The sequence below is a fragment of the Phycicoccus sp. DTK01 genome (assembly GCF_017312765.1).
GTDB lineage: Bacteria > Actinomycetota > Actinomycetes > Actinomycetales > Dermatophilaceae > Phycicoccus > Phycicoccus jejuensis.
Genome location: NZ_BOPU01000002.1, coordinates 586,702 through 611,523, shown reverse-complemented (window position 1 = coordinate 611,523; position 24,822 = coordinate 586,702). Strand labels below are relative to the sequence as shown.

The 24,822-nt window shown below is 75.4% G+C and carries 24 protein-coding genes; 9 read left to right on the top strand and 15 right to left on the bottom strand.

The genetic code is table 11. The features are described from left to right. Positions 1-117: 117 nt before the first annotated feature. The 3 genes from J3473_RS06665 to J3473_RS06655 all read right to left on the bottom strand — a co-directional run bounded on the left by J3473_RS06665 (position 118) and on the right by J3473_RS06655 (position 4,616). On the bottom strand, positions 118-1,626 hold the full coding sequence (locus J3473_RS06665; protein WP_030526562.1) for a methyltransferase: 1,509 nt from the start codon (positions 1,624-1,626) through the stop codon (positions 118-120). 84 nt (positions 1,627-1,710) lie between these two features. Further along, positions 1,711-4,080, bottom strand: coding sequence for a sodium-translocating pyrophosphatase (locus J3473_RS06660; RefSeq protein ID WP_036828677.1), 2,370 nt, complete (start codon positions 4,078-4,080; stop codon positions 1,711-1,713). A 200-nt stretch (positions 4,081-4,280) separates the two neighbouring features. Beyond that, entirely contained in the window at positions 4,281-4,616 is a 336-nt protein-coding gene (locus J3473_RS06655; RefSeq protein WP_207022414.1) for an STAS domain-containing protein, read from the bottom strand. Positions 4,617-4,704: 88 nt separating this feature from the next. Between J3473_RS06655 and J3473_RS06650 the strand changes: the two genes are divergently transcribed. Beyond that, complete coding sequence (locus tag J3473_RS06650) at positions 4,705-6,987, top strand: DEAD/DEAH box helicase (RefSeq protein ID WP_207022413.1); 2,283 nt, start codon at positions 4,705-4,707, stop codon at positions 6,985-6,987. A gap of 132 nt (positions 6,988-7,119) precedes the next feature. Further along, positions 7,120-7,602 (top strand): hypothetical protein, encoded by a 483-nt coding sequence (locus J3473_RS06645; protein WP_051750060.1) that lies wholly within the window; start codon positions 7,120-7,122, stop codon positions 7,600-7,602. 23 nt (positions 7,603-7,625) lie between these two features. Here the strand turns inward: J3473_RS06645 and J3473_RS06640 are convergent, their stop codons facing one another. The 9 genes from J3473_RS06640 to J3473_RS06605 form a co-directional block, all read right to left on the bottom strand. After that, a complete protein-coding gene (locus J3473_RS06640) occupies positions 7,626-7,982 on the bottom strand; it encodes an Rv3654c family TadE-like protein (RefSeq protein WP_207022412.1) in 357 nt (118 codons plus the stop codon). Then, positions 7,979-8,347, bottom strand: coding sequence for a TadE family type IV pilus minor pilin (locus J3473_RS06635; protein WP_207022411.1), 369 nt, complete (start codon positions 8,345-8,347; stop codon positions 7,979-7,981). The genes J3473_RS06640 and J3473_RS06635 overlap by 4 nt, the downstream gene beginning before the upstream one ends. Beyond that, positions 8,344-8,529: a DUF4244 domain-containing protein gene (locus J3473_RS06630; RefSeq protein WP_306790179.1), complete on the bottom strand. Its 186-nt coding sequence runs from the start codon at positions 8,527-8,529 to the stop codon at positions 8,344-8,346. The genes J3473_RS06635 and J3473_RS06630 overlap by 4 nt, the downstream gene beginning before the upstream one ends. A 217-nt stretch (positions 8,530-8,746) precedes the next feature. Beyond that, a complete protein-coding gene (locus J3473_RS06625) occupies positions 8,747-9,286 on the bottom strand; it encodes a type II secretion system F family protein (RefSeq protein WP_207022410.1) in 540 nt (179 codons plus the stop codon). After that, complete coding sequence (locus tag J3473_RS06620; RefSeq protein ID WP_207022409.1) at positions 9,286-10,011, bottom strand: hypothetical protein; 726 nt, start codon at positions 10,009-10,011, stop codon at positions 9,286-9,288. The genes J3473_RS06625 and J3473_RS06620 overlap by 1 nt, the downstream gene beginning before the upstream one ends. Then, a complete protein-coding gene (locus tag J3473_RS19465) occupies positions 10,008-11,201 on the bottom strand; it encodes a TadA family conjugal transfer-associated ATPase (protein ID WP_242525722.1) in 1,194 nt (397 codons plus the stop codon). Before J3473_RS19465 ends, J3473_RS06620 begins: the two co-directional genes overlap by 4 nt. Next, on the bottom strand, positions 11,198-11,926 hold the full coding sequence (locus J3473_RS19460; protein ID WP_242525721.1) for a hypothetical protein: 729 nt from the start codon (positions 11,924-11,926) through the stop codon (positions 11,198-11,200). The genes J3473_RS19465 and J3473_RS19460 overlap by 4 nt, the downstream gene beginning before the upstream one ends. A 795-nt stretch (positions 11,927-12,721) precedes the next feature. Further along, positions 12,722-13,588, bottom strand: coding sequence for a hypothetical protein (locus J3473_RS06610; RefSeq protein ID WP_030526551.1), 867 nt, complete (start codon positions 13,586-13,588; stop codon positions 12,722-12,724). A gap of 9 nt (positions 13,589-13,597) precedes the next feature. After that, entirely contained in the window at positions 13,598-14,470 is an 873-nt protein-coding gene (locus J3473_RS06605; RefSeq protein ID WP_242525720.1) for a thioesterase family protein, read from the bottom strand. A 57-nt stretch (positions 14,471-14,527) separates the two neighbouring features. On the opposite strand from J3473_RS06605, the gene J3473_RS06600 reads away from it, so the two are divergent. Genes J3473_RS06600 through J3473_RS06585 form a run of 4 tightly spaced genes read left to right on the top strand, consistent with a single transcriptional unit; the run spans position 14,528 to position 18,442 of the window. Then, the gene (locus tag J3473_RS06600; RefSeq protein ID WP_030526549.1) at positions 14,528-15,724 is read left to right on the top strand and encodes a sensor histidine kinase; all 1,197 of its coding nucleotides are present in this window, start codon (positions 14,528-14,530) and stop codon (positions 15,722-15,724) included. A 22-nt stretch (positions 15,725-15,746) separates the two neighbouring features. Beyond that, on the top strand, positions 15,747-16,529 hold the full coding sequence (locus tag J3473_RS06595; protein ID WP_207022408.1) for a LytTR family DNA-binding domain-containing protein: 783 nt from the start codon (positions 15,747-15,749) through the stop codon (positions 16,527-16,529). Between the two features lie 3 nt (positions 16,530-16,532). Then, positions 16,533-16,913, top strand: coding sequence for a hypothetical protein (locus J3473_RS06590; protein WP_207022407.1), 381 nt, complete (start codon positions 16,533-16,535; stop codon positions 16,911-16,913). Further along, positions 16,910-18,442 carry a cation acetate symporter gene (locus J3473_RS06585; RefSeq protein WP_207022406.1) on the top strand — a complete coding sequence of 511 codons (1,533 nt, stop codon included), beginning with the start codon at positions 16,910-16,912 and terminating at the stop codon, positions 18,440-18,442. Before J3473_RS06590 ends, J3473_RS06585 begins: the two co-directional genes overlap by 4 nt. 93 nt (positions 18,443-18,535) lie before the next feature. Here the strand turns inward: J3473_RS06585 and J3473_RS06580 are convergent, their stop codons facing one another. Both J3473_RS06580 and tdh read right to left on the bottom strand, forming a co-directional pair. Then, complete coding sequence (locus J3473_RS06580) at positions 18,536-19,729, bottom strand: glycine C-acetyltransferase (protein ID WP_207022405.1); 1,194 nt, start codon at positions 19,727-19,729, stop codon at positions 18,536-18,538. Positions 19,730-19,807: 78 nt separating this feature from the next. Then, a complete protein-coding gene (gene tdh / locus J3473_RS06575) occupies positions 19,808-20,848 on the bottom strand; it encodes an L-threonine 3-dehydrogenase (RefSeq protein WP_207022404.1) in 1,041 nt (346 codons plus the stop codon). A gap of 212 nt (positions 20,849-21,060) precedes the next feature. On the opposite strand from tdh, the gene J3473_RS06570 reads away from it, so the two are divergent. The 3 genes from J3473_RS06570 to J3473_RS06560 all read left to right on the top strand — a co-directional run bounded on the left by J3473_RS06570 (position 21,061) and on the right by J3473_RS06560 (position 23,803). Further along, complete coding sequence (locus J3473_RS06570; RefSeq protein WP_030526543.1) at positions 21,061-21,399, top strand: DUF485 domain-containing protein; 339 nt, start codon at positions 21,061-21,063, stop codon at positions 21,397-21,399. A gap of 2 nt (positions 21,400-21,401) precedes the next feature. Beyond that, positions 21,402-23,051, top strand: a complete 1,650-nt coding sequence (locus tag J3473_RS06565) for a cation acetate symporter (protein WP_051750052.1) — start codon at positions 21,402-21,404, stop codon at positions 23,049-23,051. 179 nt (positions 23,052-23,230) lie between these two features. Continuing rightward, complete coding sequence (locus tag J3473_RS06560; protein WP_207022403.1) at positions 23,231-23,803, top strand: hypothetical protein; 573 nt, start codon at positions 23,231-23,233, stop codon at positions 23,801-23,803. 91 nt (positions 23,804-23,894) lie between these two features. On the opposite strand, the gene J3473_RS06555 is transcribed toward J3473_RS06560, so the two are convergent. Next, entirely contained in the window at positions 23,895-24,791 is an 897-nt protein-coding gene (locus tag J3473_RS06555; RefSeq protein ID WP_207022402.1) for a phenylalanine 4-monooxygenase, read from the bottom strand. Positions 24,792-24,822: the final 31 nt, after the last annotated feature.

Below are 24,822 nucleotides of genomic sequence, written 5' to 3'. Positions count from 1 at the left end.
TCCCGTGCAGGGGGGTTCCGACCGCAGCGCGTTCATCCTGTCCGGAGGTGGACAGGCGCGGCCCACCCCGGCCCGGCGTGCCGCCGTGGCCTGCGTCACACTCGCAGGACCCGCAGGTCAGCGGGTCTCGACGAGCAGCCCGTCCTTGACCGCGTCCCGGAGGAAGCGGGTCACCTCGGCCCGCACGGCCTCGTCGTCGGCCCCGAGCAGGCCGCCGATGGCCGCGGCGGCCTGCCGCGCGGTGAGCTCGCCGTCGCACACCGAGACCAGCGCGGCGGTCACCGTCGACAGGGTCAGCTGGCGACGCAGCCCGCCGCCCTGCCGCAGGAGGACGAGCAGCGCGTCCTCCTCGCCCGGCGTGCGGTGGGTCTCGACGTCGACGTCGGCGGCGCACCGCCAGGCGACGTCGAGGAGCGCGTCGTCGTCGTGCTCGGCGAGCCAGGTCCGGGCGTCGAGGCCGGCGAGGACCGTCGGGCCCATCGGCGTGGCGACCGGCCAGCCGACCTCGACGAGGTCGCGGAAGGGCGCGCGGTCGGTCCGCGGCCGCTGCAGCGTGATGACCCCGAAGCCGATGGACTCGACGTCGCGCGCCGCGAAGTCGTCGAGCCACGCCGCGTACATCGCGTTGAAGTCGGCCGTGCCGGGGTGGTGCCCACCGTCGCGCGACCAGGTCTCGGCGTACTCGGCCGGGTCCTGCACCTCGCGCTGGACGACCCACGCGTCCAGGCCCGTCCCCTCGAGCCACTCCTCGACCCGGGTGCGCCAGTGGGCGCCCCGCGGCACCTCCCAGTTGCCGAGCAGCTGGGCGATGCCGCCCGGCTCCAGGTGCTCGCCCACGGAGCGGACGAGGTCGCGGACGACGTCGTCGCCGGAGGCCCCGCCGTCGCGGTACTCGAAGAGCGGGACCGCGCCCGAGCGCGGCGTGATGACGAACGGCGGGTTGCTCACGACGAGGCCGAAGCGCTCGCCGTCGACCGGGGCCAGCATCGAGCCGGCGCGCACGTCCCACTCGGCGCCGTCGAGGAGCGCGTTGAACCGGGCGTAGCCGAGGGCCCGCTCGGACAGGTCGGTGACGACCACCTCGTCCGCGTGGTCCTCCAGGTGAAGGGCCTGCACCCCGCACCCCGTGCCGAGGTCGAGCGCACGCTCGACGTGCGGCCGGGGCGTCCACGCCGCGAGGGTCGCGGAGGCGCCGCCGATGCCGAGGACGTGGTCGGGCTCGAGGGGCCGGCCGAGCGCGAGCTCGCCGAGGTCTGAGGCCACCCAGCGGTCGCGCCCGTCGGCGGCGTAGGGACGCAGGTCGCAGAGCGCCACGAGGGCGTCCCCCTCCGGCGCCACGAGCCCGAGGGCGACCGCGCCCTCCACGCCGAGGGTCGGCAGGGCCGTGGCCACCTCGGCGGCGTCGACGGGGTCGCCGAGCGTGAAGAGGCGCACGAGGACGGCGCGCGGGTCCTCGGAGTCGGCGGTCGCGCGGCGGGCGGGCAGCGCCTGCTCGCGGTCCAGCGCCGCGGCCGCCATCGGGCCGAGGAGGGCGGTCACCCCGCCGACGGTGAAGCCGGTCGCGGTGAGGTCGTCGCGCAGGCGCCCGACGAGGTCGGCGTCGGCGAGGGGCGGGTTCGCGGTCATCGGGACGAGCCTAGGGGGTCCGCCGGGACGCGACGAGGGGCCGGCCCCGGGTGGGACCGGCCCCTCGTCGAGGGTGGGCCGGGGTCAGACCTGCGCGGGGCGGGTCTCCTCCGCCGGGGCCGCCTCGGGGTCCTCGTCCCCGCCGATGGCGAGGTCGCGGCTCTTGGAGACCGCGACCGCCGCGACGACGACGACGAACGCGATCGCCGCGATGCCGTAGCGGATCGGGGCCGAGGCGTCCACGCCGATCGACAGGGTGATGATGGCCGGCGCGATGAGCACCGAGACGAGGTTCATCACCTTGATGAGCGGGTTGATGGCCGGGCCGGCGGTGTCCTTGAAGGGGTCGCCGACGGTGTCGCCGATGACGGTCGCGGCGTGGGCCTCGCTGCCCTTGCCGCCGTGCGCACCGTCCTCGACGATCTTCTTCGCGTTGTCCCACGCCCCGCCGGAGTTGGCGAGGAAGACGGCCATGAGCGCACCGGACCCGATGGCGCCCGCGAGGAAGCCCGCGAGCGCGCCGACCCCCAGGCCGAAGCCGACGGCGACCGGCATGAGCGCGGCGAGGAGGCCCGGCGTGGCGAGCTCGCGCAGCGAGTCCTTCGTGCAGATGTCGACGACCTTGCCGTACTCGGGCTTGGCCGTGCCCTCCATGATCCCGGGGATCTCGCGGAACTGGCGGCGCACCTCGAAGACGATGGCGCCGGCGGCACGGGTCACCGCGTTGATCGCGAGGCCGGAGAAGAGGAACACGACCGCCGCGCCGAGGATGAGCCCCACGAGCGTGGACGGCGTCGTGATGACACCCTCCGCCTCCGTGACGAACTCCTGGGCCGACTGCAGCTGCTCCTGGCTGAGCCCGCTCGCGTCGAGCGAGCGGACCGCGGTCTGCCAGGCGTCGGTGTAGGAGCCGAAGAGCGCGGTCGCCGCGAGGACCGCGGTCGCGATCGCGATGCCCTTGGTGATCGCCTTCGTCGTGTTGCCGACGGCGTCGAGCTCGGTGAGGATCTGGGCGCCCTCGCCGTCGACGTCGCCGGACATCTCGGCGATGCCCTGGGCGTTGTCCGAGACCGGGCCGAAGGTGTCCATCGCGACGATGACGCCGACCGTGGTCAGCAGGCCGCAGCCGGCGAGGGCGATGAGGAAGAGCGCGAGGGCCGTCGAGCCGCCACCGAGGAGGAAGGCGAGGTAGACCGCACCACCGATGATCGCCGCGGTGTAGACGGCCGACTCGAGGCCGACGCCGATGCCCGAGAGGACGACCGTGGCCGCCCCGGTGAGCGAGGTCCGCGCGACGTCCTTCGTCGGGCGCTTGTCGGTCCCGGTGAAGTGGCCGGTCAGCCAGAGGATGACGCCGGCGAGCGCGATGCCGATGACGACCGCGAGGACCGCCGCCTGGCGGGGGTCGCCCGCGAGCTGCTGGATGCCGGCGTTGGCGCTCCCGAGCTCGGCGTAGGTGCTCGGGAGGTAGGTGTAGGCCGCGACCGCGGAGAGCACGACCGAGACGGCGGCCGCGATGTAGAAGCCGCGGTTGATGGCACTCAGCGGGTTCTCACCGGGGCGAGCCTTGGTGATGTAGACGCCGAGCAGCGCGGTGATGGCGCCGATCGCCGGGACGATGAGCGGGAAGACGAGACCGTAGGCGCCGAACGCGACCGAGCCGAGGATCAGCGCCGCGACGAGGGTCACCGCGTAGGACTCGAAGAGGTCGGCGGCCATGCCGGCGCAGTCGCCGACGTTGTCACCGACGTTGTCGGCGATGGTCGCCGCGTTGCGCGGGTCGTCCTCGGGGATGCCGGCCTCGACCTTGCCGACGAGGTCGGCGCCGACGTCGGCGGCCTTGGTGAAGATGCCGCCACCGACGCGCATGAACATCGCGAGCAGGGCCGCGCCGAAGCCGAAGCCCTCGAGGACCTTCGGGGCGTCGCCCTTGTAGAGCAGGACGACGACCGAGGCACCGAGCAGGCCCAGGCCGACGGTCGCCATGCCGACGACGCCGCCGGTGCGGAAGGCGATCTTCATGCCGAGGTCACGACCGCCCGGCTGGCGGGCCGCGGAGGCGACGCGCACGTTCGCCTTGACCGCGAGGCTCATGCCCAGGTAGCCGATGGCCGCGGAGAACAGCGCGCCGACGACGAAGAACGCCGACCGGCCGAGCCGGACCCCGAAGGTGTCGGCGGGCAGGAGGAACAGCAGTCCGAAGACGAGGACGACGAAGATGCCGAGGGTGCGGAACTGGCGGCTCAGGTACGCCTGGGCCCCCTCCTCCACGGCGGCGCCGATCTCCTGCATCTTCTCCGTGCCCGGGTCGGCGGCGAGGACCTGTCGACGGAACACGACGCCCATGACGAGGGACACGAGCGCGATGACCGCGACCGTCACCACCAGCGTCAGGTTCGTGCCCGTGAGGTCCAGGCCTCCTGACTCGGCGGTCGCGAGTGCGAGGGGTGCCATTCCATCCTCCTTGACGGCGTGGACCGCCCCCGAGCGCGAACAGCGCCTCGACAAGGGCGGACGGCACGGACCCTACCGGTCCCCTCCGGCGGCCCGCCCGCGCAGGACGGAGTGACGCGTTTCACACTCGTCGGCGACGCCGCTGGTCAGGGGCGTGCGGCACCGACCGCGAGGACCCGCGGCGGGGACGTCGTCGCCGGTCAGGCGGCGAGGGCGTCGTCGAGCGTGCCGTGGATGCCGAAGACCTTGTCCAGGCCGGTGATCCGGAAGACCCGCAGGATGCGGTCGCTCGTGCAGACGATGCGCAGCCAGCCGCTGCTGTTGCGGACCGTCTTGAGCCGGCCGACGAGCACACCGAGACCGGTGGAGTCGAGGAACGAGACGGCGTCGAGGTCGACGACGAGGCGGGTGTGCCCGTCGGCGATCTCCTGGTCGAGCGTCTGGCGGAGCTGGGCCGCCGTGTAGACGTCGACCTCGCCCTCGACCGTGACGACGCTGACGTCGTCGTGGTGGGACGTCGTGACGGAAAGCTCCACGCGTCGTACTCCTCGGGTGGCTCAGGCAGCGGTCGGTGCTGGTCACCGGGCTCTGGGGGCGTCGGGACCAAGGATTACCGTAACCGGCGTGTCCAGCCCCGCGCAGCACCTCTCCCGGCTCGCCGGTGACGGGCCGCCCGGTCGGCTGGTCCACGTCGAGGAGATCCCGGCCCGCCCGGCCCGCCTCGCGCAGTGGCCGGACGACCTCGAGCCGGCCGTGCTCTCGGCCCTGCTGGCCGGTGGGCTGGAGCGCCCGTGGAGCCACCAGCGCGAGGCCATCGACCTCGCCCGGGCCGGGCAGCACGTCGTCCTCGCCACCGGCACCGCGTCCGGCAAGAGCCTGGGTTACCTCGTGCCGGTGCTGTCCTCGGTGCTCGAGGCGTCGACCCGCGGCGGCGTGCGCGGACCGACGGCGCTCTACCTCGCACCGACGAAGGCCCTCGCCGCCGACCAGCTCGCCCGCATCGAGGCGTTCGCGGTGCCGGGCGTGCGGGCGGCGACCTACGACGGCGACACCCCACCCGACGAGCGCCGCTGGATCCGCGAGCACGCGAACGTCGTCCTCACCAACCCCGACCTGCTCCACCACTCGCTGCTGCCGGGGCACGCCCGCTGGTCGCGCTTCCTCAGGGACCTCCGGTACGTCGTCGTCGACGAGTGCCACGTGTACCGCGGAGTGTTCGGCGCCCACGTCGCCGCGGTGCTGCGGCGGCTGCGTCGGGTCGCCGGCCGGTACGGCGCGTCCCCGACGGTCGTCCTCGCCTCCGCCACCGTCACCGACCCGGCGGCCCACGCCTCGCGCCTGACCGGGCTGCCGGTGCACGCCGTGACGACCGACGGCTCCCCGCGCGGGGCGATGACCTTCGCCCTCTGGGAGCCGGTCACCGACGCCGATGGCACGCGGCGCTCGGCGACGACGGAGGCGGCCGAGCTGCTCGCCGACCTCGTCGGCCACGGGGTGCAGACGGTGGCCTTCGCCCGCAGCCGGGCCGGGGCGGAGTCGCTGGCCACCGGCGCGCGGCGCCGGCTCGAGGCCCTCGACCCGGGGTCCGGCGCGGCCGTGGCGGCCTACCGGGGCGGCTACCTGCCGCAGGACCGCCGCGAGCTCGAGCGCGGGCTGCGGTCCGGTGCGGTGCGGGGGCTCGCGGCGACGAACGCGCTCGAGCTCGGCATCGACGTCAGCGGCCTCGACGCCGTGCTCGTGGCCGGATGGCCGGGACGGCGGGCGAGCCTGTGGCAGCAGGCGGGTCGCGCCGGCCGCTCCGGCGGCGACTCGCTCGCCGTGCTCGTCGCCGCCGACGACCCGCTCGACAGCTACCTCGTGACCCATCCCGAGGCGATCTTCGAGTCGCCCGTCGAGGCCACGGTCGTCGACCCCGAGAACCCGCACGTCCTCGCCCCGCACCTCGCGGCGGCCGCCGCCGAGCTGCCGCTCGGCGAGGCCGACCTCGAGCTCTTCGGCCCCGGCAGCCGGCGCCTGCTCGACGTCCTCGTCGCGGGCGGCATCCTGCGGCGTCGCCCGACCGGGTGGTTCTGGGCCCGGGAGGACCGGCCCGCCGAGCACATCTCGCTGCGCGGGGCGAGCGACGTCGTCGCCGTCGTCGAGACGCGCACCGGCCGGGTCGTCGGGACCGTCGACGAGGCCTCGGCCCACGCGCAGGTGCACACCGGGGCGGTGCACGTCCACCAGGGCGAGGCGTGGGTCGTCACCGAGCTCGACCTCGAGGGCCGGGCGGCGCACGTCGTCCGGGGGGACCCGGGCTGGTCGACCTTCGCGGAGTCGGTGAGCCGCTTCGACGTGCTCTCGACAGACCGCGTGGCGCAGCGGGCCCGGGTCCGGGCCGCGTACGGGTCCGTGCGCGTCACGGGGCAGGTCACCGCCTTCACGCGGCGGCTGCCGAGCGGCGAGGTCATCGGCCGGCACGCCCTCAACCTGCCGGAGCGCTCGCTGACGACGAAGGCGGTGTGGTGGACGGTCGACCCCGACGTGCTCGTGGCGGCCGGGGTGGCCGAGGAGGCCGTTCCCGGCGCGCTGCACGCCGCCGAGCACGCGGCGATCGGGATGCTGCCGCTCGTCGCGACCTCCGACCGCTGGGACGTCGGTGGCGTCTCGACGGCGCTGCACCCGGACACCGGCCTGCCGACCGTCATGGTCTACGACGGCTACCCCGGCGGCGCCGGGTTCGCGGAGCGCGCCTTCGTCGCGTTCGAGGCCTGGGTGCGCGCGACCCGGGACGCCGTGCTCGGCTGCCCGTGCCGCAGCGGCTGCCCCGCGTGCGTGCAGTCGCCGAAGTGCGGCAACGGCAACGAGCCGCTGGACAAGGCCGGGGCCGTGGTCGTCCTCGAGCTGGCCCTCGCGGCCGCGGGCTGAACGCCGTCCGGCCGACCGGCTCCGACCACTGCGGAGGGCGCAGCCGGCTCCGCCGGCCACCGACCCTCGACGCCCGACGACGGGTGCCACGCAGGGCGCTCCGCCGCTGGTCAGGGCGGTAGCCTCCGGGACATGGTCCTCCTCGGTGTCGTCCTCGTCGTCCTCGCCCTCGGCGTGGGGGCTCTCCTCGTCCTCGGCGCCGTCCGCCTCGACGACCCGGTGGTGATGAACGTGCTCGGCGGCCAGGTCGAGCTGCCGCCGATCGTCTTCCTCGTCAGCGGCATGGTCGTCATCTCCCTCTTCTGGCTGGGCTGGGTCGTCCTGCGCAGCGGCCTCAAGCGCGGCCACCGCCGCCGGGTCCAGGCCCGCGAGGCCGACCGCACCGCCCAGGAGGAGCGCGCCGCCGAGCAGAAGCGCCTCAAGGAGGAGGTCGACGCCCGCGAGCGCCAGCTCGCCGAGGAGCGTCGCCGCCACGAGGAGGAGGCCGCCGAGCTGCGCCGCCAGGCCGACGAGCGCGTCGCCGAGCAGCACGTCGCGACCGAGACCGCCCGCCGCCGGGCCGAGGTCGCCGAGTCCCGCACCGACGGCACGCCCACCGACGTCCGCCGCGACTGAGCACCACCCCTCCGCCCAGCACGTCACCTCCCGCCGCCGCCCCCGGCCTCGGGGCCGGCGCGGGCCGTCGCGTCGACCGCCCTGGGCAGGCCCGGCCAGCCCACGGCGTCGAGCGTGACCGACACCCGCACGAGGACCGACCCGTCCTCCCCTGCGCCACAGGCGACGAGCCGCGCCCCGTTGCGGGTCGCCACGTCGCCGGCCGCGGAGCAGTCGGGCGGGCCTCCACCCACGAGCGGACCGGCCGCCGCCAGCGCCCCGAGGTCGGCGGCGGCGCGGGCGCGGTGGACGTCGGTGGCCACCCCGGCGAGGACCAGGCCCCCGGTCGCCACGGCCACGACCGCCCCCGCCGCTCCGACCACGAGCACGGTGGCGCTCACGGGAGGGCCTGACCCGCGTCCTCACGCCGGGCGACGACGACCGCCTCGACGGACGGTGCCGGCCCGAGCGTGCCCAGCAGGGGTGGCGCCGCCGACCGGACCGCCACCTCGACCCGGCCGCCCGCCACCGACACCCCGATGACGGCGTCGCGCGGCGCGACCCGCTGCGCCGCCGCGCGCGCGAGCGCCTCGTCCTCGCCCCGCGCGAGCAGCCGCGCTCCGACCTGCGCGGCGTCCGCGCAGCGCAGCCGGTCGACCCCGAGCCGCACCGCGGACAGGGCCAGGGCCAGCACGAGGAGGAGCGCCGGGACGGCCACGGCCAGCTCGGCCGTGACCGCCCCGCGCTCGCACCGACGACCGGTCACGTCCCGAGCGCCGACACGATGATGCTCGTCAGCGCACCCTTGACCGGGCCGGACCTGACGACCACCAGCAGCAGCGCCGCGAACGCGACCGCGGCGACGGTGCCGACGGCGTACTCGGCCGTCGTCATCCCGGCCTCGCCGCGCGGCACCCGCCGGACCACCCTCCTGACGAACCGAACCACCCGTGCTCCCATGGCAGACCTCCCTGCGTCCGGGGCGCGACCGCTCGCGCCCTCCTCGCCCCACCGTCGCCCGCCACGGTCGGCGGGGTCGAGGGGCGCCCGCCGATCTGTGGACGACGGCGTCGCGCCGGCACCCCTGTGGACGACGGAGCGGCTCTGACGGACCCGCGGCGACCACCGGGCAGCGCACGACCCGGCACCCGTCGGCGTCCGGGCGTCAGCCCCAGCGGGAGAGCAGCGTCAGGACGACGGGCACGACCGTCGTCGCGACGAACCCCGGCAGGAAGCACAGCCCGAGCGGCAGCACGAGCAGGACACCGGCGCGGGCGCCCGCGGCCTCCACGCGGCGGGACTCGGCGACGCGCATCCGGTCCGCGGCGTCCTCGACGAGGTCCGCGGGCGGCGCCCCGGCGGACGCGGCGGCGTGCCACGCCGCCGCGGCGGGCGCCCACCCCGGACCGACGCGGGCCCACGCGCGGTCCGTGGGCTCGCCCCAGCGCTGCGCGGCCGCGACGACGCCGAGGGCGCTGCCCGCGGGCCCGTCGTCGACGGCCGCGACGGTCTCGAGGGCCTCGACCACCCCGCCACCGCCCCGGACGACGGCCGCGAGCAGGAGCAGGGCCGTCGCCGCCTCCTCGACCGTCGCCGGGGCCGACCCGTCGGGCCGTCGGCCCCGTGGCCGCCTGGGCCACGGCGCGCCCCGGCGGCGCCCCACGAGCAGCAGGGCGAGCGCGGACGCGAGGGCCGCGAGCAGCATCAGGCGCTCCCGTCGGTGCGGCCCGGACGCCCGGCCGCCCCGACCAGACGACGCGCCCACGCCCAGCCCGAGAGCGTCAGGAGGGCGCCGACGCTGGCGGAGAGCCGGGCCGCGGGCGTCGCGTAGAGGACGGCCGGCGACAGGCCCAGGGCGAGGCCCACGGCCGGCCCGACCAGCGGCAGTGCGGTGAGGACGCGCATCGAGGCCCGGGGCCCGGCGAGGGTCGCGTCCCGGAGGTCGCGCGCCGCCGAGCGCGCGCGCAGCGACGCGGCCGCCGCAGCGGTCGTGTGCGCGGCGGCCGCTCCGGTCTCCTCGGACAGGCTCCAGGCCAAGGCGAGCAGCCGCAGGTCCTCGCTCGCCCGCGGCGGACCATCCACGGACGGCGCCGTGAGGACACCGGCCACGCCGTCACCGCGCGCGAGCGCCGCCTCCAGGCGCGTCCGCAGCCACGGCGCGGCCGCCACCACCCCGGGAGAACGGGCCGCCACGAGCGCGGCGGCGGCCAGGGGCACGCCGGCGCGCAGCGCGACCGCGGCCACCTCCGCCGCCTCGGCCGCCCAGGACTCCTCCCCGCGCCGCCCGGGTCCGAGCACCCATCGCCGGGGGGACATCCCGGCCCGCCCGGTGATGCCCCGGCCGGCCCCGGCGCGGGACGTACCGGGTGCGGGCCCGGGCCACGCCAGCAGGGTCGCGGCCACGACGAGGAGCGCGGCGACGAGGCTCACGTCGCCCCCCGCGGCAGCGGTGTGGTGAGGGGTGGCAGGAGCGCCGAGAGGTGCGGCCACGCCGGGCCGGCCCGGGCGCCCGCCGGCCCGTTCTCCAGCGCCACGTCGACGTGCACGAACCCGTCGGGGCCGGGGCGCAGGACGCCGACCGAGCCGACCCGCCGGCCGGCCCCGTCCCGCACGACGTGGACCACGGCGTGCAGGGCCCCGCGCAGCTGGGCGTGCACCGCCGCCCGGGGCATCCCGACGAGGGAGGCGAGCGCCTCGAGGCGGGCCGGGACCTCCTGCGGGCCGTTGGCGTGCAGCGTCCCGGCCCCGCCCTCGTGCCCCGTGTTGAGCGCCGCGAGGAGGTCGCGGACCTCGCCGCCGCGCACCTCCCCCACCACGAGGCGGTCCGGACGCATCCGCAGCGCCTGCCGGACGAGCACCGACAGCGAGACCTCGCCGGCGCCCTCGACGTTGGGCGCACGGCCCTGCAGCCGGACGACGTGCGGGTGGAGCGGGTCGAGCTCGCGGACGTCCTCGACGACGACGAGCCGCTCGTGGGGCGGGCACTGCGCGAGCAGCGCACCGAGGACCGTCGTCTTGCCGGCGCCCGTCCCCCCGGTGACGAGCAGGCTGCGCCGGGCCGCGACGAGCCCGCCGAGCACCGCTGCGGTCGCGGCGTCCGCCATCCCGTGCTCGACGATCGAGGGCACCCCGGCGAGCCTCCGCCGGGGGATGCGCAGGCTGAGGTGCGCGCCGTCCTCGACGAGCGGCGGCAGGACGGCGTGGAGACGCACGCCCCCGGGCAGGAGGCCGTCGACCCACGGCTGGCCGTCGTCGAGCCGGCGGCCGGCCAGCCCGGCGAGCCGGGTCGCCAACGGCCGCACCCCGGCCCGCGGGAGGCGGACGTCCGCGGCGTGGACGCCGTCACCGCGGTCGACCCACACGGAGCCGTCGCCGTTGACGAGGACGTCGGTGACCGCGTGGTCCTCGAGGAGCGGGGCGAGGGGCCCCAGGCCGACGAGAGCGACCTCGAGCTCGCGACCGGCGCGGGCCCCACCCTCGTGCCCGAGCAGCGGCACCGAGGCCCGGGCGACCGCGGCGATGCGGGCCGGGGTCGGCCCCTCCCCCGCGGCGATGGACCGCTCGACGGGGCCGGCGAACCGGCCGGGCGGCGCCGGGCCCCGGCGAGCGCCGGGCCTCACGACGCCTCCGCGAGGGCCGCGGCCACGGCCTCGGCACACCGGCGCAGGGCCCCTCGGGTGCTTCCCGGCCACAGCCCCCGCTCGGCCTCGCGCTCCGCCTGCGGGTCGTCCGAGAGGTGGTGGAGGTGAGGGACCCCGAGGTGGTGGCGCAGGTCGTCGAGGACCGCCGCGTCCGGCCGGGTCCCCCGGGTCACGAGCCGGAGCCCCGGCGGCTCGACACAGCCCTCGGCGACCTCGGCGAGGTGGCCGACCACGGCGTCCGCGTCGGCCAGGCGACGCGTCTGCAGCCCGGTGAGGACGACGACGAGCGCCGCCCGGGGCAGCAGGGCGGTCAGGTGGGGCGAGGCGCCGGGGACGTCGACGACGACCGGCTCCCCCGCCTCGACGAGGCAGGTCAGGGTGTCGGCGACGGCCTCGGGCGCGAGGTCGCGGGTCGCCGCCCCGGCCGCTGCGAGGACCCGCACCCCCGCCTCGGCCGGCAGCGCGTCGAGGAGCGGCCGCGCGGGAGCCGCCCCCCGCAGGCGGGCGAGCGCCGGCCACCGGTGACCGGGCAGGTGCTCGACGCCCGCGGTGACGTCGAGGCCGCCACCGGTGACGTCGAGGTCGACGACGGTCGCGCCGCCGTGCACCCCGGCGAGCCGGCGCCCGGCCGCGAGGGCGGTGCTGCTCGCCCCGAGGCCGCCCGAGGCGCCGACGACGAGGAGGAGCGGTGTGGGTGCGTCCATGACGGCAGGCTGGCCCGCCGGCTCCGCACCCCACCAGGGGGTCGGGCTCATCTGTGGACGACGGCGGCCCGACGGCCCGCCTGTGGACGAAAGGGTCTCCGCGACCCGGGGCATCGATGGGTGCGAGCGGGTCCGGACATAGGACGGCCCCGGTCGGGGGGACAACCGGGGCCGTCGGCGAGCCGAGCTCCGGGGGGGAGAAGCCGGTTCGCCGGTCGCTCAACCCCGAAGGGGAGCGAGTGAGTACATCGTGACCCATGGATGGCCTCGCGCGCAAGCCCGGCACATCGACCACGGAAAACTACCTGAGAATGTCCTCAGGTATACGGGATCCGTAGGTTTCCTCCGGATTCTTCCACGATTGCCGACAGTTTGTCCCCGCCTTCGCGTGATCGACGCCGTGCGTGGGCTGAGCACGAGTTCGCGTGGCCTGCGGCACCCCGGTTCGTCCGCGAGACCCCGGCTCGGAACCGGGGTCTCGTGGACATCTCGGGGTCACCCCGAAATGTGCAGGTGGGAGGGGCGCCGAGGGACGACGACGGGCCGGGCCGGGCGCACGACGACGCCCTCGTCGGAGGACGAGGGCGTCGTCCCGCCGCGGTCTCCGGGCGACCAGGCGTGCTGTCGTGCCGTGGCCGTGGGACGAGCCCGACGGCGACCGGTCCATCAGTGGACTGCCCGCGCGTGGGTACCCGTCGTCCGCGGTAGGTCTGGCGTGAGGGCCGGGACCCTCACCACCAGTTGTACTCCTGCGCACCGCCGCCGACAACCGGTCGGGACGGAGAGGGGCGCGGCTCAGCCGAGGCGGCCGGCGAGCACGGCGTCGGCGACGAGCACGCCCTCGTCGGCGGCGGCGCGGACCGCGGTGCAGCAGTGCGAGACCCAGAGGCCGACTCCCGCGGCGTCCCCGCGTCCGTACGCGGCGAGCGCGCCGAGGTAGGCCGCGCCACCGCCGGCGGCGTGGCCGGCCTCGGTCACCGCGACCCCGGTCGGGTCCAGGCCGCCGGCGTGGACGACGGCCCGGTCGAGGGCGCGGGCGACGACCGCGTTGCCCCGCACGAACGGGCGGACCGTCGCGAGCTCGGCGTGCACGACGGCCGCGGCGACGACGACGGGCAGGCGCGGGAGGGCGAGCAGCACCTCGGCGACCCCCCGCAGCCGCCCGGCGACCTCGACGGCCGCCGGCGCCGGGCCGAGGTCGGTCAGCTCGCCGCAGTCCTCGCCCGGCAGTCGCGGGCGACCCAGGGCGTCGTCCGGGACGAGACCGGCCGCGGCCACCGTGTGCAGGCGGGCGAGCGCCTGGGCCGGGGCGCGCAGGACGAGGGCCTCGACGTGCTCGGTCTCGGCGGTGGCCGCCACCACCCCGCGTGCCACACGCTCGACGGGGTCGGGCTGCGGCGTCCAGGTCGCGGCGCCGCGGACGATGTCGCGGACGGCGTCGAGCGGGACCGTCGCGCCCTCGAGCCCGGCGCTCGCGACGGCGCCGCGCACCCGCGACTCGGCCGCGGCCTCCGCGGTGCGGCGGCGCAGCGCGTTGTGCCAGCGCAGCCGGGTGCACGCCTCGCGGGCGGCCTCCACCTGCTCGGGCAGCCCCGGCAGCTCGGCGAGCCGGGCCACGGCCTCGACGGCGGGCGACGGGCCGGACGGCGGGGCAGCAGGCACGCGCGCAGCCTAGCCAGCGGGGTCGACGAGGCCCCCGGCCGGGACCCGGATGCCCGCCAGCTGCCGGGCCCGCGCGACGAGCCGTCCGGTGGAGTCCCACACGTCGGCGTCCTCGACGTACACCGAGCCGGCGACGGCGTCGGCGCGCAGGGCGACCTGCAGCCACCCCGGCGCGGGCCGGCCGAGCACCTGCCCGCTCATCTCGTACGTCGGGGCCCAGCCCGCGACCCCGAGGTCGAAGGCGACGGGCATGAGGCAGTCGACGACGAAGGGCAGCATCGCGACGTCGGGCTCGCGGCCGTCGGCCATCCGCACCCAGGCGCGCAGCTCGCCGCGCCCGGTCGGGCGGCCCACGGCGAACCCGGCCGTCGCGGGGTCGACGCGCACGTCGAGCCGGTCGAGCAGCGTGATGCCCTCGCCGGGCCCCCCGGCCTCGCGCCGCGCCGGCACGCACGCCTCGGGCGCCGGCATCGCGGGCGCGGCGGGCCAGCGGTGCCCCGGCTCGGCGGTGACCGAGAGGTCGCCGAGCGTGGCGGTGACCCTGGCCCGCTCGACCGGCCCCTCACCGGCGTCCTGCAGCAGGCGCACCGCCCCGGTCGACACGGAGCGGCCGACGCGCAGCACCTCGGCGCGCACCTCGACCGGGCCGGGCTGGGCCGCCGAGAGGAAGAACGTGCTCCACGCGAGGACGTCGGGGTGCCCCTCCCCCGCCCGCCCCTCGACGAGCGCGCGCGCCCCGAGCGCCATGAGCACGCCGCCGTTGACCGCCGCACCGACGACCCATCCGGCGCCGAGCTCGCCGACCCCCACCGCCTCACCCGCGCCCACGGTCGCCGGCCCGTCGGGCCAGGACAGCCGCAGCACCTCGTCGAGCTCGCCCACGCACCACACCTCTTCGTCGCTCTGCCGCACCGGACCCCGCGAGCCTAGGGTGTGCCCATGACGGGCAGCATCCACTGGCCGACGGCGGTGCTCGTCGCCGGGACGATGCTGCTGCTCTGGCTCGGTGTCGCGCTCCTGCGGCGCAGCCGGCGGCGCGGCTTCATCTCCGAGACCGACCGCGCGACGTACGCCACGCTGCACACCGCCTCGCTCGCCTCGCGCCACCTCGCGGACGGCCTCACCCCCGAGTCGGCCGAGCGCGCCGGGCGCCACCTCCTGTCCATCCTCGGCGCCCACGCCGTGTCGCTGGCGACGCCCGGCAGCGTGCTGTCGTGGACCGGTACCGGCGAGCACCACCGCGACCTCGCCGTGCCCCTCGGCGAGCAGACCCTCGAGACCGGCCGCACCGTCGCGCACGGCCCCGACACCGTCGGCTGCTCCGACCCCGACTGCCCGGTGCGGATGGCCGTCACGGCGCCGCTCGTCTCGGACGACCTCGTCGTCGGCACCCTCACGGCGTGGACCGCGTACTCCTCCCCCGGCCTGACCCGCGCGACCCAGGAGGTCGCCGCGTGGGTCTCGAGCCAGCTCGCCCTCGCCGAGCTCGCGCGCACCCGCGGGCAGGTCGTCGAGGCCGAGCTGCGGGCGCTGCGGGCGCAGATCAGCCCGCACTTCATCTACAACAGCCTCGCCGCGATCGCCTCGTTCGTGCGCACCGACCCCGACCGAGCCCGCGAGCTGCTGCTCGACTTCGCCGACTTCACCCGGTACGCGCTGCGCACCGGCGGCACGTTCACGACGCTCGCCGAGGAGCTGCGCAACGTCGAGCGCTACCTCGTCCTCGAGCAGGCGCGCTTCGGCGACCGGCTCCAGGTGTCGCTCCTCGTCGCGCCGGAGGTGCTCACCGTCACCGTCCCCTACCTCGCGGTGCAGCCGCTCGTGGAGAACGCGGTCCGCCACGGGCTCGCGACGAAGGAGGGGCCGGGGCACGTGAGCATCACCGCGACCGACCTCGGCACCGAGGCCGAGATCGCCATCGAGGACGACGGCGTCGGCACCGACCCCGAGCACGTCCGGACCATCCTCGACGGCGCCCGGGCCACCGACTCGGTGGGCCTCGGCAACGTCGACGCGCGGCTGCGGCAGGTCTACGGCGACGAGTTCGGGCTCGTCGTCGAGACCGCCCCGGGGGCCGGGACGCGGGTCAGCTTCCGTGTGCCGAAGTTCGCACCCGGGGTCCACGCACAATCCTGACCGGTGGCCTAGGCTGCCCGGCATGTCCGCGGAGCGGGGGCTGGTGGTGCTCGTCGTCGACGACGAGCTCCCCGCGCTGTCCGAGCTCGGGTACCTCCTCGAGCGCGACGAGCGCGTCGCCGAGGTCATCACCGCGAGCAGCGGCACCGAGGCGCTCCAGGTGCTCGACGCCCGCGACGTCGACGTCGTCTTCAGCGACATCTCGATGCCCGGCCTGGACGGGATGGCCCTCGCGCGGGTCATCAGCCGGTTCAGCGAGCGGCCGCTGGTCGTGTTCGTCACCGCGCACGAGCGGCACGCCGTCGACGCCTTCGCGCTCGACGTCACCGACTACGTCATGAAGCCGGTCCGCGAGCAGCGCATCGCCGAGGCCGTCCGCCGCGTCGTCGAGCAGCGCGAGCGCGGCAGCGCCCGCCCCCCGGCGGACGCACCGCCCGCCGCGCCGGCGGTCGAGGACGAGACCATCCCCGTCGAGCTCGGCGGCGTCACCCGCTTCATCACGCGCAGCCAGATCCGCTACGCCCAGGCGCACGGCGACTACGCCCGCCTGCACACCGAGGCCGGCAGCCACCTCGTCCGCGTGCCGCTCAGCCTGCTCGAGGAGAAGTGGGCGGACTTCGGGTTCGTCCGCATCCACCGCAGCACCCTCGTCGCGCTCCCCCACGTCTCCGAGGTCCGGATGGACCACGGCCGCTGCTCGGTGCTCGTCGGTCGCGTCGAGCTGCAGGTCAGCCGCCGCCACACCAAGGAGCTGCGCGACACCCTCCTGCGCCGCCCGCTCGGCGAGCGCCACGCCGGGGACTGACCGGTGAGCACGCCCGCGCAGCCCCCGCCGCGGGTGCGGGTCACGAGCTCGCGCCGCGGCGCCGCCCCGCTGCGCGCGCGTCCGCCGGCCCGCGACATCGACGAGCAGACCGAGCTCGGCGACGTCTACCTCGAGGGCCTGATGCGGGCGCAGCTGCGCCTCTCGCTGGCCGTCCTCGCGATCACGGTCGCGGGGCTGACCGCCCTCCCCGTCGTCCTCCTGCTCGTGCCCGCGACCCGCGGGGTGACCGTGGTCGGGGTCCCCTTCGCGTGGCTCGTGCTCGGCGTGGCCGTCTACCCGGCGGCCTGGGTGCTGGCCCGCTGGTACACCCGGCAGAGCGAGCGCGTCGAGTCGGACTTCGTCGACGTCGTCGAGGACCCGTGAGCCAGCCGCTGTCGCTCGCCGCGGTCGTCGCGGTGTGCCTGACGACCCTCGCCGTCGGCGGCCTCGGGCTGCGCCTCTCGCGCCGTACGAGCGACTTCTACGTCGCGGGCCGCACCGTGTCGCCGCGCCTCAACGCCTCGGCCATCGGCGGCGAGTACCTGTCGGCGGCGAGCTTCCTCGGCGTCGCCGGCCTCGTCTACGGGGGCGGGGTCGACCTGCTCTGGCTGCCGGTCGGGTACACGCTCGGCTACCTCGTGCTCCTCGTGATGGTCGCCGCCCCGATGCGCCGCTCCGGTGCGTATACGCTGCCCGACTTCGCCGAGGCCCGGCTGGGGTCCAAGGCGATCCGCCGCGTCTCGTCCGTCCTCGTGCTCGCCATCGGGTGGCTCTACCTCGTGCCGCAGTTCCAGGGCGCGAGCCTGACGCTCACCCTCGTCACCGGCGCCCCCGAGTGGGTCGGCGGGCTCGTCGTCATGGTCGTCATCGCCGCGGCCGTCGGCGCCGGCGGGATGCGCTCGATCACCTTCGTCCAGGCCGTGCAGTACTGGGTCAAGCTGACCGCGCTCGCGGTGCCGGCGTTCGTCCTGCTGCTCCTGTGGTTCCGCGACGGGCACCCCGCGCCGGTCGTCCCGCCGGAGTGGAGCATCCCCCTCACGCCGACCGGCCCCGAGGACCACCCGGTCTACCGCAACGCCTCGACCGTCCTCGCGCTCTGCCTCGGGACGATGGGCCTGCCGCACGTGCTCGTCCGCTACTACACCAACCCCGACGGCGTCGGCGCGCGCCGCACGACGGTCACGGTCATCGCCCTGCTCGGCACCTTCTACCTCATTCCTCCGGTCTACGGGATGCTCGGCCGGGTCGCCTTCCCCTCGCTGCCGGACGGGATGCGCTCGGACTCGGTCGTGCTCCGGCTGCCCGGAGAGCTCGTCGGCGGCCTCGGCGGCGACCTCCTCACCGCGATGCTCGCCGGTGGAGCCTTCGCGGCGTTCCTGTCGACGGCCTCCGGCCTCGCGATGTCGGTGACCGGCGTCATCGACCAGGAGCTGCTGCGCCCCCGGCTCGCGCGGTTCACCGGCGGCGACGCCCCCGGCGTCCGTGGCTTCCGGTTCGCCGCCGTCGTCGGCGTGGTCGTCCCCTACGTCATCAGCCGGGTGGCCGAGCCGCTCGGTGTCGCGACGACGGTCGGGCTCGCGTTCGCCGTGGCCGCCGCGACCTTCGCCCCGCTCATCATGCTCGGGGTCTGGTGGCGGCGGCTGTCGACGACCGGGGCGCTGGCCGGGCTGCTCGTCGGCGGCGGCGCCACCGTCGCGGCGCTCGCGCTGACGATGACGACGAGCCACCTCGGCGGGTGGCCGGCCGCGCTGCTCGCCAACCCGGCGCTGTGGGCGGTGCCGCTGGCCTTCGCGACGGCCGTGCTCGTGTCGTACGCGACGCCGGGGCGCGTCCCGGCCTCGACGACGCGTGTGCTCGTGCGGCTGCACACGCCCGAGCGGGTCCGGTTGGCGCGCAGCCGCGTCCGCGACTGACCCACCGCGGACCCCACCGCGAACGTGTGTGAACCCGCCGGGGACCACCGGCGGTTTCACACGCGTTCGCGGGAGGTGGAGACCGCCGAGCGGTCAGGCGACGGCATCGCGGCCGGCCACGAAGGCCTCCACGCAGCGCCGCACGTCGGCCTCCGAGTGCGCCGCCGAGAGCTGGACGCGGATGCGCGCCTTGCCCCGCGGGACGACCGGGAAGCTGAACGCGATGACGTAGACGCCGTTCGCGAGCATGTGGTCGGCGATCTGGGTGGCCTGGCGCGCGCCGTCGTCGCCGGGGAACATCACGGGGACGATCGGGTGGCTGCCCGGCAGGAGGTCGAAGCCGGCCTCGTCCATCAGCTCCCGGAAGAGGGATGCGTTGCGCCGCAACGTCTCCCGCGCGTCGTCGGACGAGGCCACGAGGTCGAGCGCGGCGAGCGAGCCCGCGACGACCGCCGGCGCGACGGAGTTGGAGAACAGGTAGGGGCGCGAGCGCTGGCGCAGCAGCTCGACGACCTCGCGGTGGCTCGCGACGTAGCCGCCGGACGCGCCGCCGAGGGCCTTGCCGAGCGTGCCCGTGAGGATGTCGACGCGGTCGCGCACCCCGAACAGCTCGGGGGTGCCGCCGCCGTGCTGCCCGACGAAGCCCACGGCGTGGCTGTCGTCGACGAGGACCATCGCCTCGAACTCCTCGGCGAGGTCGCAGATCTCGTCGAGCGGCGCGTACGAGCCGTCCATCGAGAAGACGCCGTCGGTGACGACGCACACGCGGCGGGCGCCGGCCTCGCGCGCGGCGACGAGCTGGGCGCGCAGGTCGGCCATGTCGGCGTTCTTGTAGCGGTAGCGCGCGGCCTTCGACAGGCGCACGCCGTCGATGATCGAGGCGTGGTTGAGCTCGTCGGAGACGATCGCGTCCTCGGCGCCGAAGAGCACCTCGAAGACACCGCCGTTGGCGTCGAAGCACGAGCTGTAGAGGATCGTCGCCTCGGTGCCGAGGAACTCCGAGAGGCGGCGCTCGAGCTCCGTGTGCTGCGTCTGGGTGCCGCAGATGAAGCGGACCGAGGCCATCCCGAAGCCCCACGTGTCGAGGGCGGCCTTGGAGGCACCGACGACGGCCTCGTGGTCGGCCAGGCCGAGGTAGTTGTTGGCGCAGAAGTTGAGCGACTCCCCCGCGGTCGTCCCGACGTGCGCCGACTGCGGCGTCGTGATCTCGCGCTCGCGCTTGGTGAGCCCGGCGTCCTCGATCTCCTGCAGCGTCGCCTGCAGCTGGTCCTTGACAGCGCCGTACACGGGTGGCTCCTCACGAGTCGGGGTCGGGGCGGGCGTCGGGGTGGCCGACCGATCCAGCCTAGGCCCGTGCCCCCGGCGTCAGGACCAGTCGAGGACGACCTTGCCGCCGGTGCCCGAGCGGGTCTCGGCGAAGGCGGCCTCCCAGTCCTCGGCGGCGTGCCGGCCGGTGACGACGGACGACACCGCCGAGCGCAGCCGCTCCGACGTCGCGAGCATCGAGCCCATGAGGTACCAGGTCTCGAACATCTCGCGGCCGTAGATCCCGCGCAGCGTGATCATGTGCGTGATGACCCGGCCCCAGTCGATGGCGTAGCGGTCCTTCGGCAGCCCGAGCAGCGCGACCTTGCCGCCGTGGTTCATGTTGTCGAGCATCTCCTCGACGGCCACCGGCGACCCGGACATCTCCAGCCCGATGTCGAAGCCCTCGAGCATCCCCAGCTCCGCCTGCGCCGCGCGCAGCGACCCGCCGCGGCCGACGTTGACCCCGAGGTCGGCGCCGGCGGCCTCGGCGAGCGCGAGCCGCTCGTCGGACAGGTCCGTGACGACGATGCGCCGCGCGCCGGCGTGCCGGGCGACGGCGGTGGCCATCACGCCGATCGGGCCGGCCCCGGTGACGACGACGTCCTCGCCGACGACCGGCCACTGCAGCGCCGTGTGGACGGCGTTGCCGAGCGGGTCGAAGAGCGCACCGAGGTCGGGGTCGAGGTCGGCCGGCTGCACCCAGGCGTTCGTCGCGGGGATGACGACGTAGTCGGCGAACGCGCCGTCGCGGTTGACCCCGACGCCGACGGTGTTGATGCACAGGTGCCGGCGGCCGGCGCGGCAGTTGCGGCACGTGCCGCAGACGAGGTGCCCCTCGCCGGAGACGCGGTCGCCGACGGCCACGTGGTCGACGTCGGCGCCGACCTCGACGACCTCCCCGAAGAACTCGTGCCCGAGGGTCATCGGCGCCTGCACGGTCGCGGCGGCCCACTCGTCCCACTGCTCGAGGTGGAGGTCGGTGCCGCACAGGCCCGCCCGCAGCACCCGGATCTTGACGTCCTTCGGGCCGCACTCGGGCTCCGGCACGTCGACCAGCGACAGCCCCGGACCGGCGGAGACCTTCCTCAGCGCACGCACGGCGCCCATCATGCCGGGGCGACCGCTCGTCGCACCACGCGGCCCGTTCGGCGCACTGTGACCCACCGCACACCGTGGTCGGCGCCCCGCCCACCGACGCGCGGCGCCGCCCGCCGAGGGACCCGGCGCGGGGTCTCGCCAGCGCACCCCCGGGGCGCCCACCCTTGGGGCGTTCCGGGCAGAGCCGCTCGGACCCGACCCTGGAGGTGACCGTGAGCAACGAAGCTCGCACGCAGGCCGAGGACCCGTACCTCGCCCTGCAGACCACGTCGGAGTTCCAGGAGCTGCGCCGCAAGTTCCGGGGCTTCGTGTTCCCGATGACGGCGTTCTTCCTCGCCTGGTACTTCCTCTACGTCCTGCTGTCGATCTTCGCCCCGGGCTTCATGGGCACCAAGGTCGCCGGCAACATCACGATCGGCCTGCTCTTCGGCCTCGGCCAGTTCGTGACGACCTTCGCGATCACGATCATCTACTCGCGCTGGGCCACCCGTGAGTTCGACCCGGCCGCCGACGCCCTCGGCGCGCGCCTCGACGCGGACAAGGGGCACTGACCATGGCGCTCACCCTCCCGATGGCCGACGCGGCCACGACGGTCGGCTCGCCGGCCCTCAACATCGGCATCTTCGCGGCCTTCGTCGTCGTCACGCTCGTCATCGTCATCCGCGTCGCCGCGGGCAAGAAGACGGCCGAGCAGTACTACACCGCCGCCGGCGCCTTCAACGGCCGCCAGAACGGCATCGCCATCGCCGGCGACTACCTGTCGGCGGCGTCCTTCCTCGGCATCGCCGGCGCCATCGCCCTCCAGGGCTACGACGGCTTCCTGTACTCGATCGGCTTCCTCGTCGCGTGGCTCGTCGCGCTCCTGCTCGTCGCCGAGCTGCTGCGCAACACCGGCCGCTTCACGATGGCCGACGTCCTCAGCTACCGCCTCAAGCAGCGCCCGGTCCGCATCGCGACCGCCATCTCGGTCATCGCGGTGTCGTTCTTCTACCTGCTCGCGCAGATGGCCGGCGCCGGCGGCCTCGTGTCGCTGCTGCTCGGCATCTCGGGCGAGCTCGCGCAGGACCTCGTCATCGCGATCGTCGGCATCATCATGATCGCGTACGTCCTCATCGGCGGGATGAAGGGCACGACCTGGGTGCAGATCATCAAGGCGCTCCTGCTCATCGCGGGCACCTTCGTCATCACGGTCTGGGTGCTCGGCAAGTACTCGTTCAACATCAGCTCGCTCTTCCAGGCCGCGGCCGACAACTCCCCCAAGGCCGGCGAGAAGCTCTTCGAGCCGGGCCTGAAGTACGGCAAGAACCTCACGACGAAGATCGACTTCATCTCGCTGTCGATGGCGCTCGTGCTCGGCACCGCCGGCCTCCCGCACGTGCTCCAGCGCTTCTACACGGTCCCGACGAGCAAGCAGGCCCGCAAGTCGGTCGAGTGGGCCATCTGGCTCATCGGCGGCTTCTACCTGCTGACCCTCGTCGTCGGCTACGGCGCTGCCGCCCTCGTCGGCCCGACGGCCATCAACGCCGCCCCCGGCAAGGCCAACGCGGCCGCACCGCTCCTCGCCTACGAGCTCGGCGGCTCGGTGCTCCTCGGCATCATCTCGGGCGTCGCGTTCGCGACGATCCTCGCGGTCGTCGCCGGCCTGACCATCACCACCTCGGCGACCTTCGCCCACGACCTCTACAAGGAGGTCTTCAAGCGGGGCTCGGGCAGCCAGGAGCAGGAGGTGCGGGTCGCCCGCATCGCCGCCATCGTCATCGGCATCGTCGCCATCGTCGGCGGCATCTTCGCCAAGAGCCAGAACATCGCGTTCCTCGTGGCGCTGGCCTTCGCCGTCGCGGCGTCGGCCAACCTGCCGACGATCCTCTACTCGCTGTTCTGGAAGGGCTTCAACACCCGCGGCGCCCTGTTCTCCATCTACGGCGGCCTCATCAGCGCGATCGGCCTGATCATCTTCAGCCCGGTCGTCTCCGGCAAGCCGCCGCTGGAGCCGGGCGGGCCCAGCCAGTCGATGATCCAGAACACGGCGATCGACTTCCACTGGTTCCCGCTCGACAACCCGGGCCTGGTCTCCATCCCGCTCGCGTTCTTCCTCGGCTGGCTCGGCTCGGTGACGAGCAAGGAGCACAACGCCGCGAAGTACGCCGAGATGGAGGTCCGCTCCCTCACCGGCCACGGGGTCGGGGAGGCGATCGACCACTGACCGGTCGGGTCGGGGGACCGCCTCCCCCGACCCGACCCACCGGCAGCAGCGGCCGCGGGGCTGGAGAGCCCTCCGCGGTCGCTGCGTCGTGTCCGGGGGTGCTTGGCGCGCGGCGTCACCCCCCGGGTCTGGCGTGTCGCGTCCCGACCGGCGTATACCGGCGGTGAAGGAGGCAGACCATGTCCACGACCCGACCCGCCCGCCGCCGCTCCTCCGCCACCGCCCGGGGCAGGGTCACGGTCCTCGCCGCGGCGCTCGCCGTCGCGGCCGCTCCCGCCCTCGTCTCCGCCGCCCCCGCCACGGCCCTGCCCACCGCTGTGAGCGCCTGCTCGACAGGGTGGGGGTCCCTGCCCAAGACCTCGGCCCCACTCGCGACCGGACGCCTCACGGGGGTCCGCGCGGGGCACCACGCGTGCTACGACCGGCTCGTCGTCGACATGACCGGGGTCGCCCCCGGGTACGACGTGCGCTACGTGAGCAGCGTGCGCGCCGAGGGCTCGGGGGCCGTCGTGCCGGTCGCCGGCGGGGCGCGCCTGGCGGTCGTCGTCAGGAGGGGCGCCACCAGCGTGCCGGCGATGCCGACCGTCGCGGGCTACCCGACCTTCCGCCAGGTCCGGTGGGCCGGCACGTTCGAGGGGTACACGACGATCGGGCTCGGCGTGCGGGCCCGGCTGCCCTTCCGGGTCTTCACCCTCGAGGACACCACGACCCGCACGAGCCGTCTCGTCGTCGACGTCGCCCACACCTGGTGAGCCGGCACCCTGTCGAGCGAACAGAACACGCCGCCGGCCCGGGGTGGCTGACGGCGCGTCCTGTTCGCTCGACGGGTGGAGCGCGCCGAGGTCAGACCGCGGCGGCGGCCTGCGCGCGCAGCCGGGCGGCGAGGTCGTCGTCGACCGTCTCGAAGAAGGTCCCGACGACGTCCTCGAGGTGATCGACGCTCTCGGCCCGGAACAGCACCGGCTGGTAGGCGGTGATGTCGTAGTTGAGCGTGCCCATCGCCACGAGGTCGAGCGGGCGGATGTCCATCGACCGGAACTCGTCCATCTCGCCGTAGCTGCTGAGGATGCCGGCGCCGTAGGCCTTGAGCTCGTCGCCGTCGGCCATGACGCCGAACTCCATCGAGAACCAGAAGACGTCGGCGACGAACTTGACGGCCTCGTCGGTCTCGAGGCGGGTCGTCGCCTCCCCGGCGGCCCGCGTCACCGCGGCGAAGCGGGGGCTCGCCAGCTGGTTCCCGTGGCCGACGACCTCGTGGAGGATGTCCGGCTCGGGCGTGTAGAGCGGCCGGCTGTCGTGGCGCAGGTACTGCGTCGAGCTGAACACCCGGCGGCCGAGGTCGCGGTAGAAGTCGCGCAGCGGGACCAGGCCCGGGGCGCACGTGTAGGACCAGCCCGTGAGCGGCAGGAGTCGCTCGGTCACCTCGTGCAGCTGCGGCACGTGGTCGACCGGCAGGTCGAGGGCGGCCTTGCCGCGGAGGAACTCCGGGTGGGCGTAGCGCTCGTGCTTGGGCGCGAGCTCGGTGCTCACGGTGCGCCAGACGGCGTGCTCGGCCTCGGTGTACTCGACCGTCGGGACGGGGTCCCCGGGGCGGTGCGCGAGCGACACGGCGGCGATCTCGCCCCGGCGCCGCAGGTAGGCCTCGTCGTGCAGCCCGGGGTGGTTGTCCGACAGGTGCACCCTGACGGTGCCGTCGTCCTCGGTCGTCACGGCCGAGTACAGCTGTCCTTCCTCGAACACCGCGCTCACCTCCTCGTGAGTGGTCGTGGCC

Bases quoted from the DNA above. Each gene is read 5' to 3' on its own strand.
- J3473_RS06600 (WP_030526549.1), top strand. From the start codon at position 14,528: ATGACGGGCAGCATCCACTGGCCGACGGCGGTGCTCGTCGCCGGGACG.
- J3473_RS06565 (WP_051750052.1), top strand. From the start codon at position 21,402: ATGGCGCTCACCCTCCCGATGGCCGACGCGGCCACGACGGTCGGCTCG.
- J3473_RS06660 (WP_036828677.1), bottom strand. From the start codon at position 4,080: ATGGCACCCCTCGCACTCGCGACCGCCGAGTCAGGAGGCCTGGACCTC.
- J3473_RS06645 (WP_051750060.1), top strand. From the start codon at position 7,120: ATGGTCCTCCTCGGTGTCGTCCTCGTCGTCCTCGCCCTCGGCGTGGGG.
- J3473_RS06595 (WP_207022408.1), top strand. From the start codon at position 15,747: ATGTCCGCGGAGCGGGGGCTGGTGGTGCTCGTCGTCGACGACGAGCTC.
- J3473_RS06560 (WP_207022403.1), top strand. From the start codon at position 23,231: ATGTCCACGACCCGACCCGCCCGCCGCCGCTCCTCCGCCACCGCCCGG.
- J3473_RS06625 (WP_207022410.1), bottom strand. From the start codon at position 9,286: ATGCTGCTCGCGGCCCTCGCGTCCGCGCTCGCCCTGCTGCTCGTGGGG.
- J3473_RS19460 (WP_242525721.1), bottom strand. From the start codon at position 11,926: ATGGACGCACCCACACCGCTCCTCCTCGTCGTCGGCGCCTCGGGCGGC.
- J3473_RS06665 (WP_030526562.1), bottom strand. From the start codon at position 1,626: ATGACCGCGAACCCGCCCCTCGCCGACGCCGACCTCGTCGGGCGCCTG.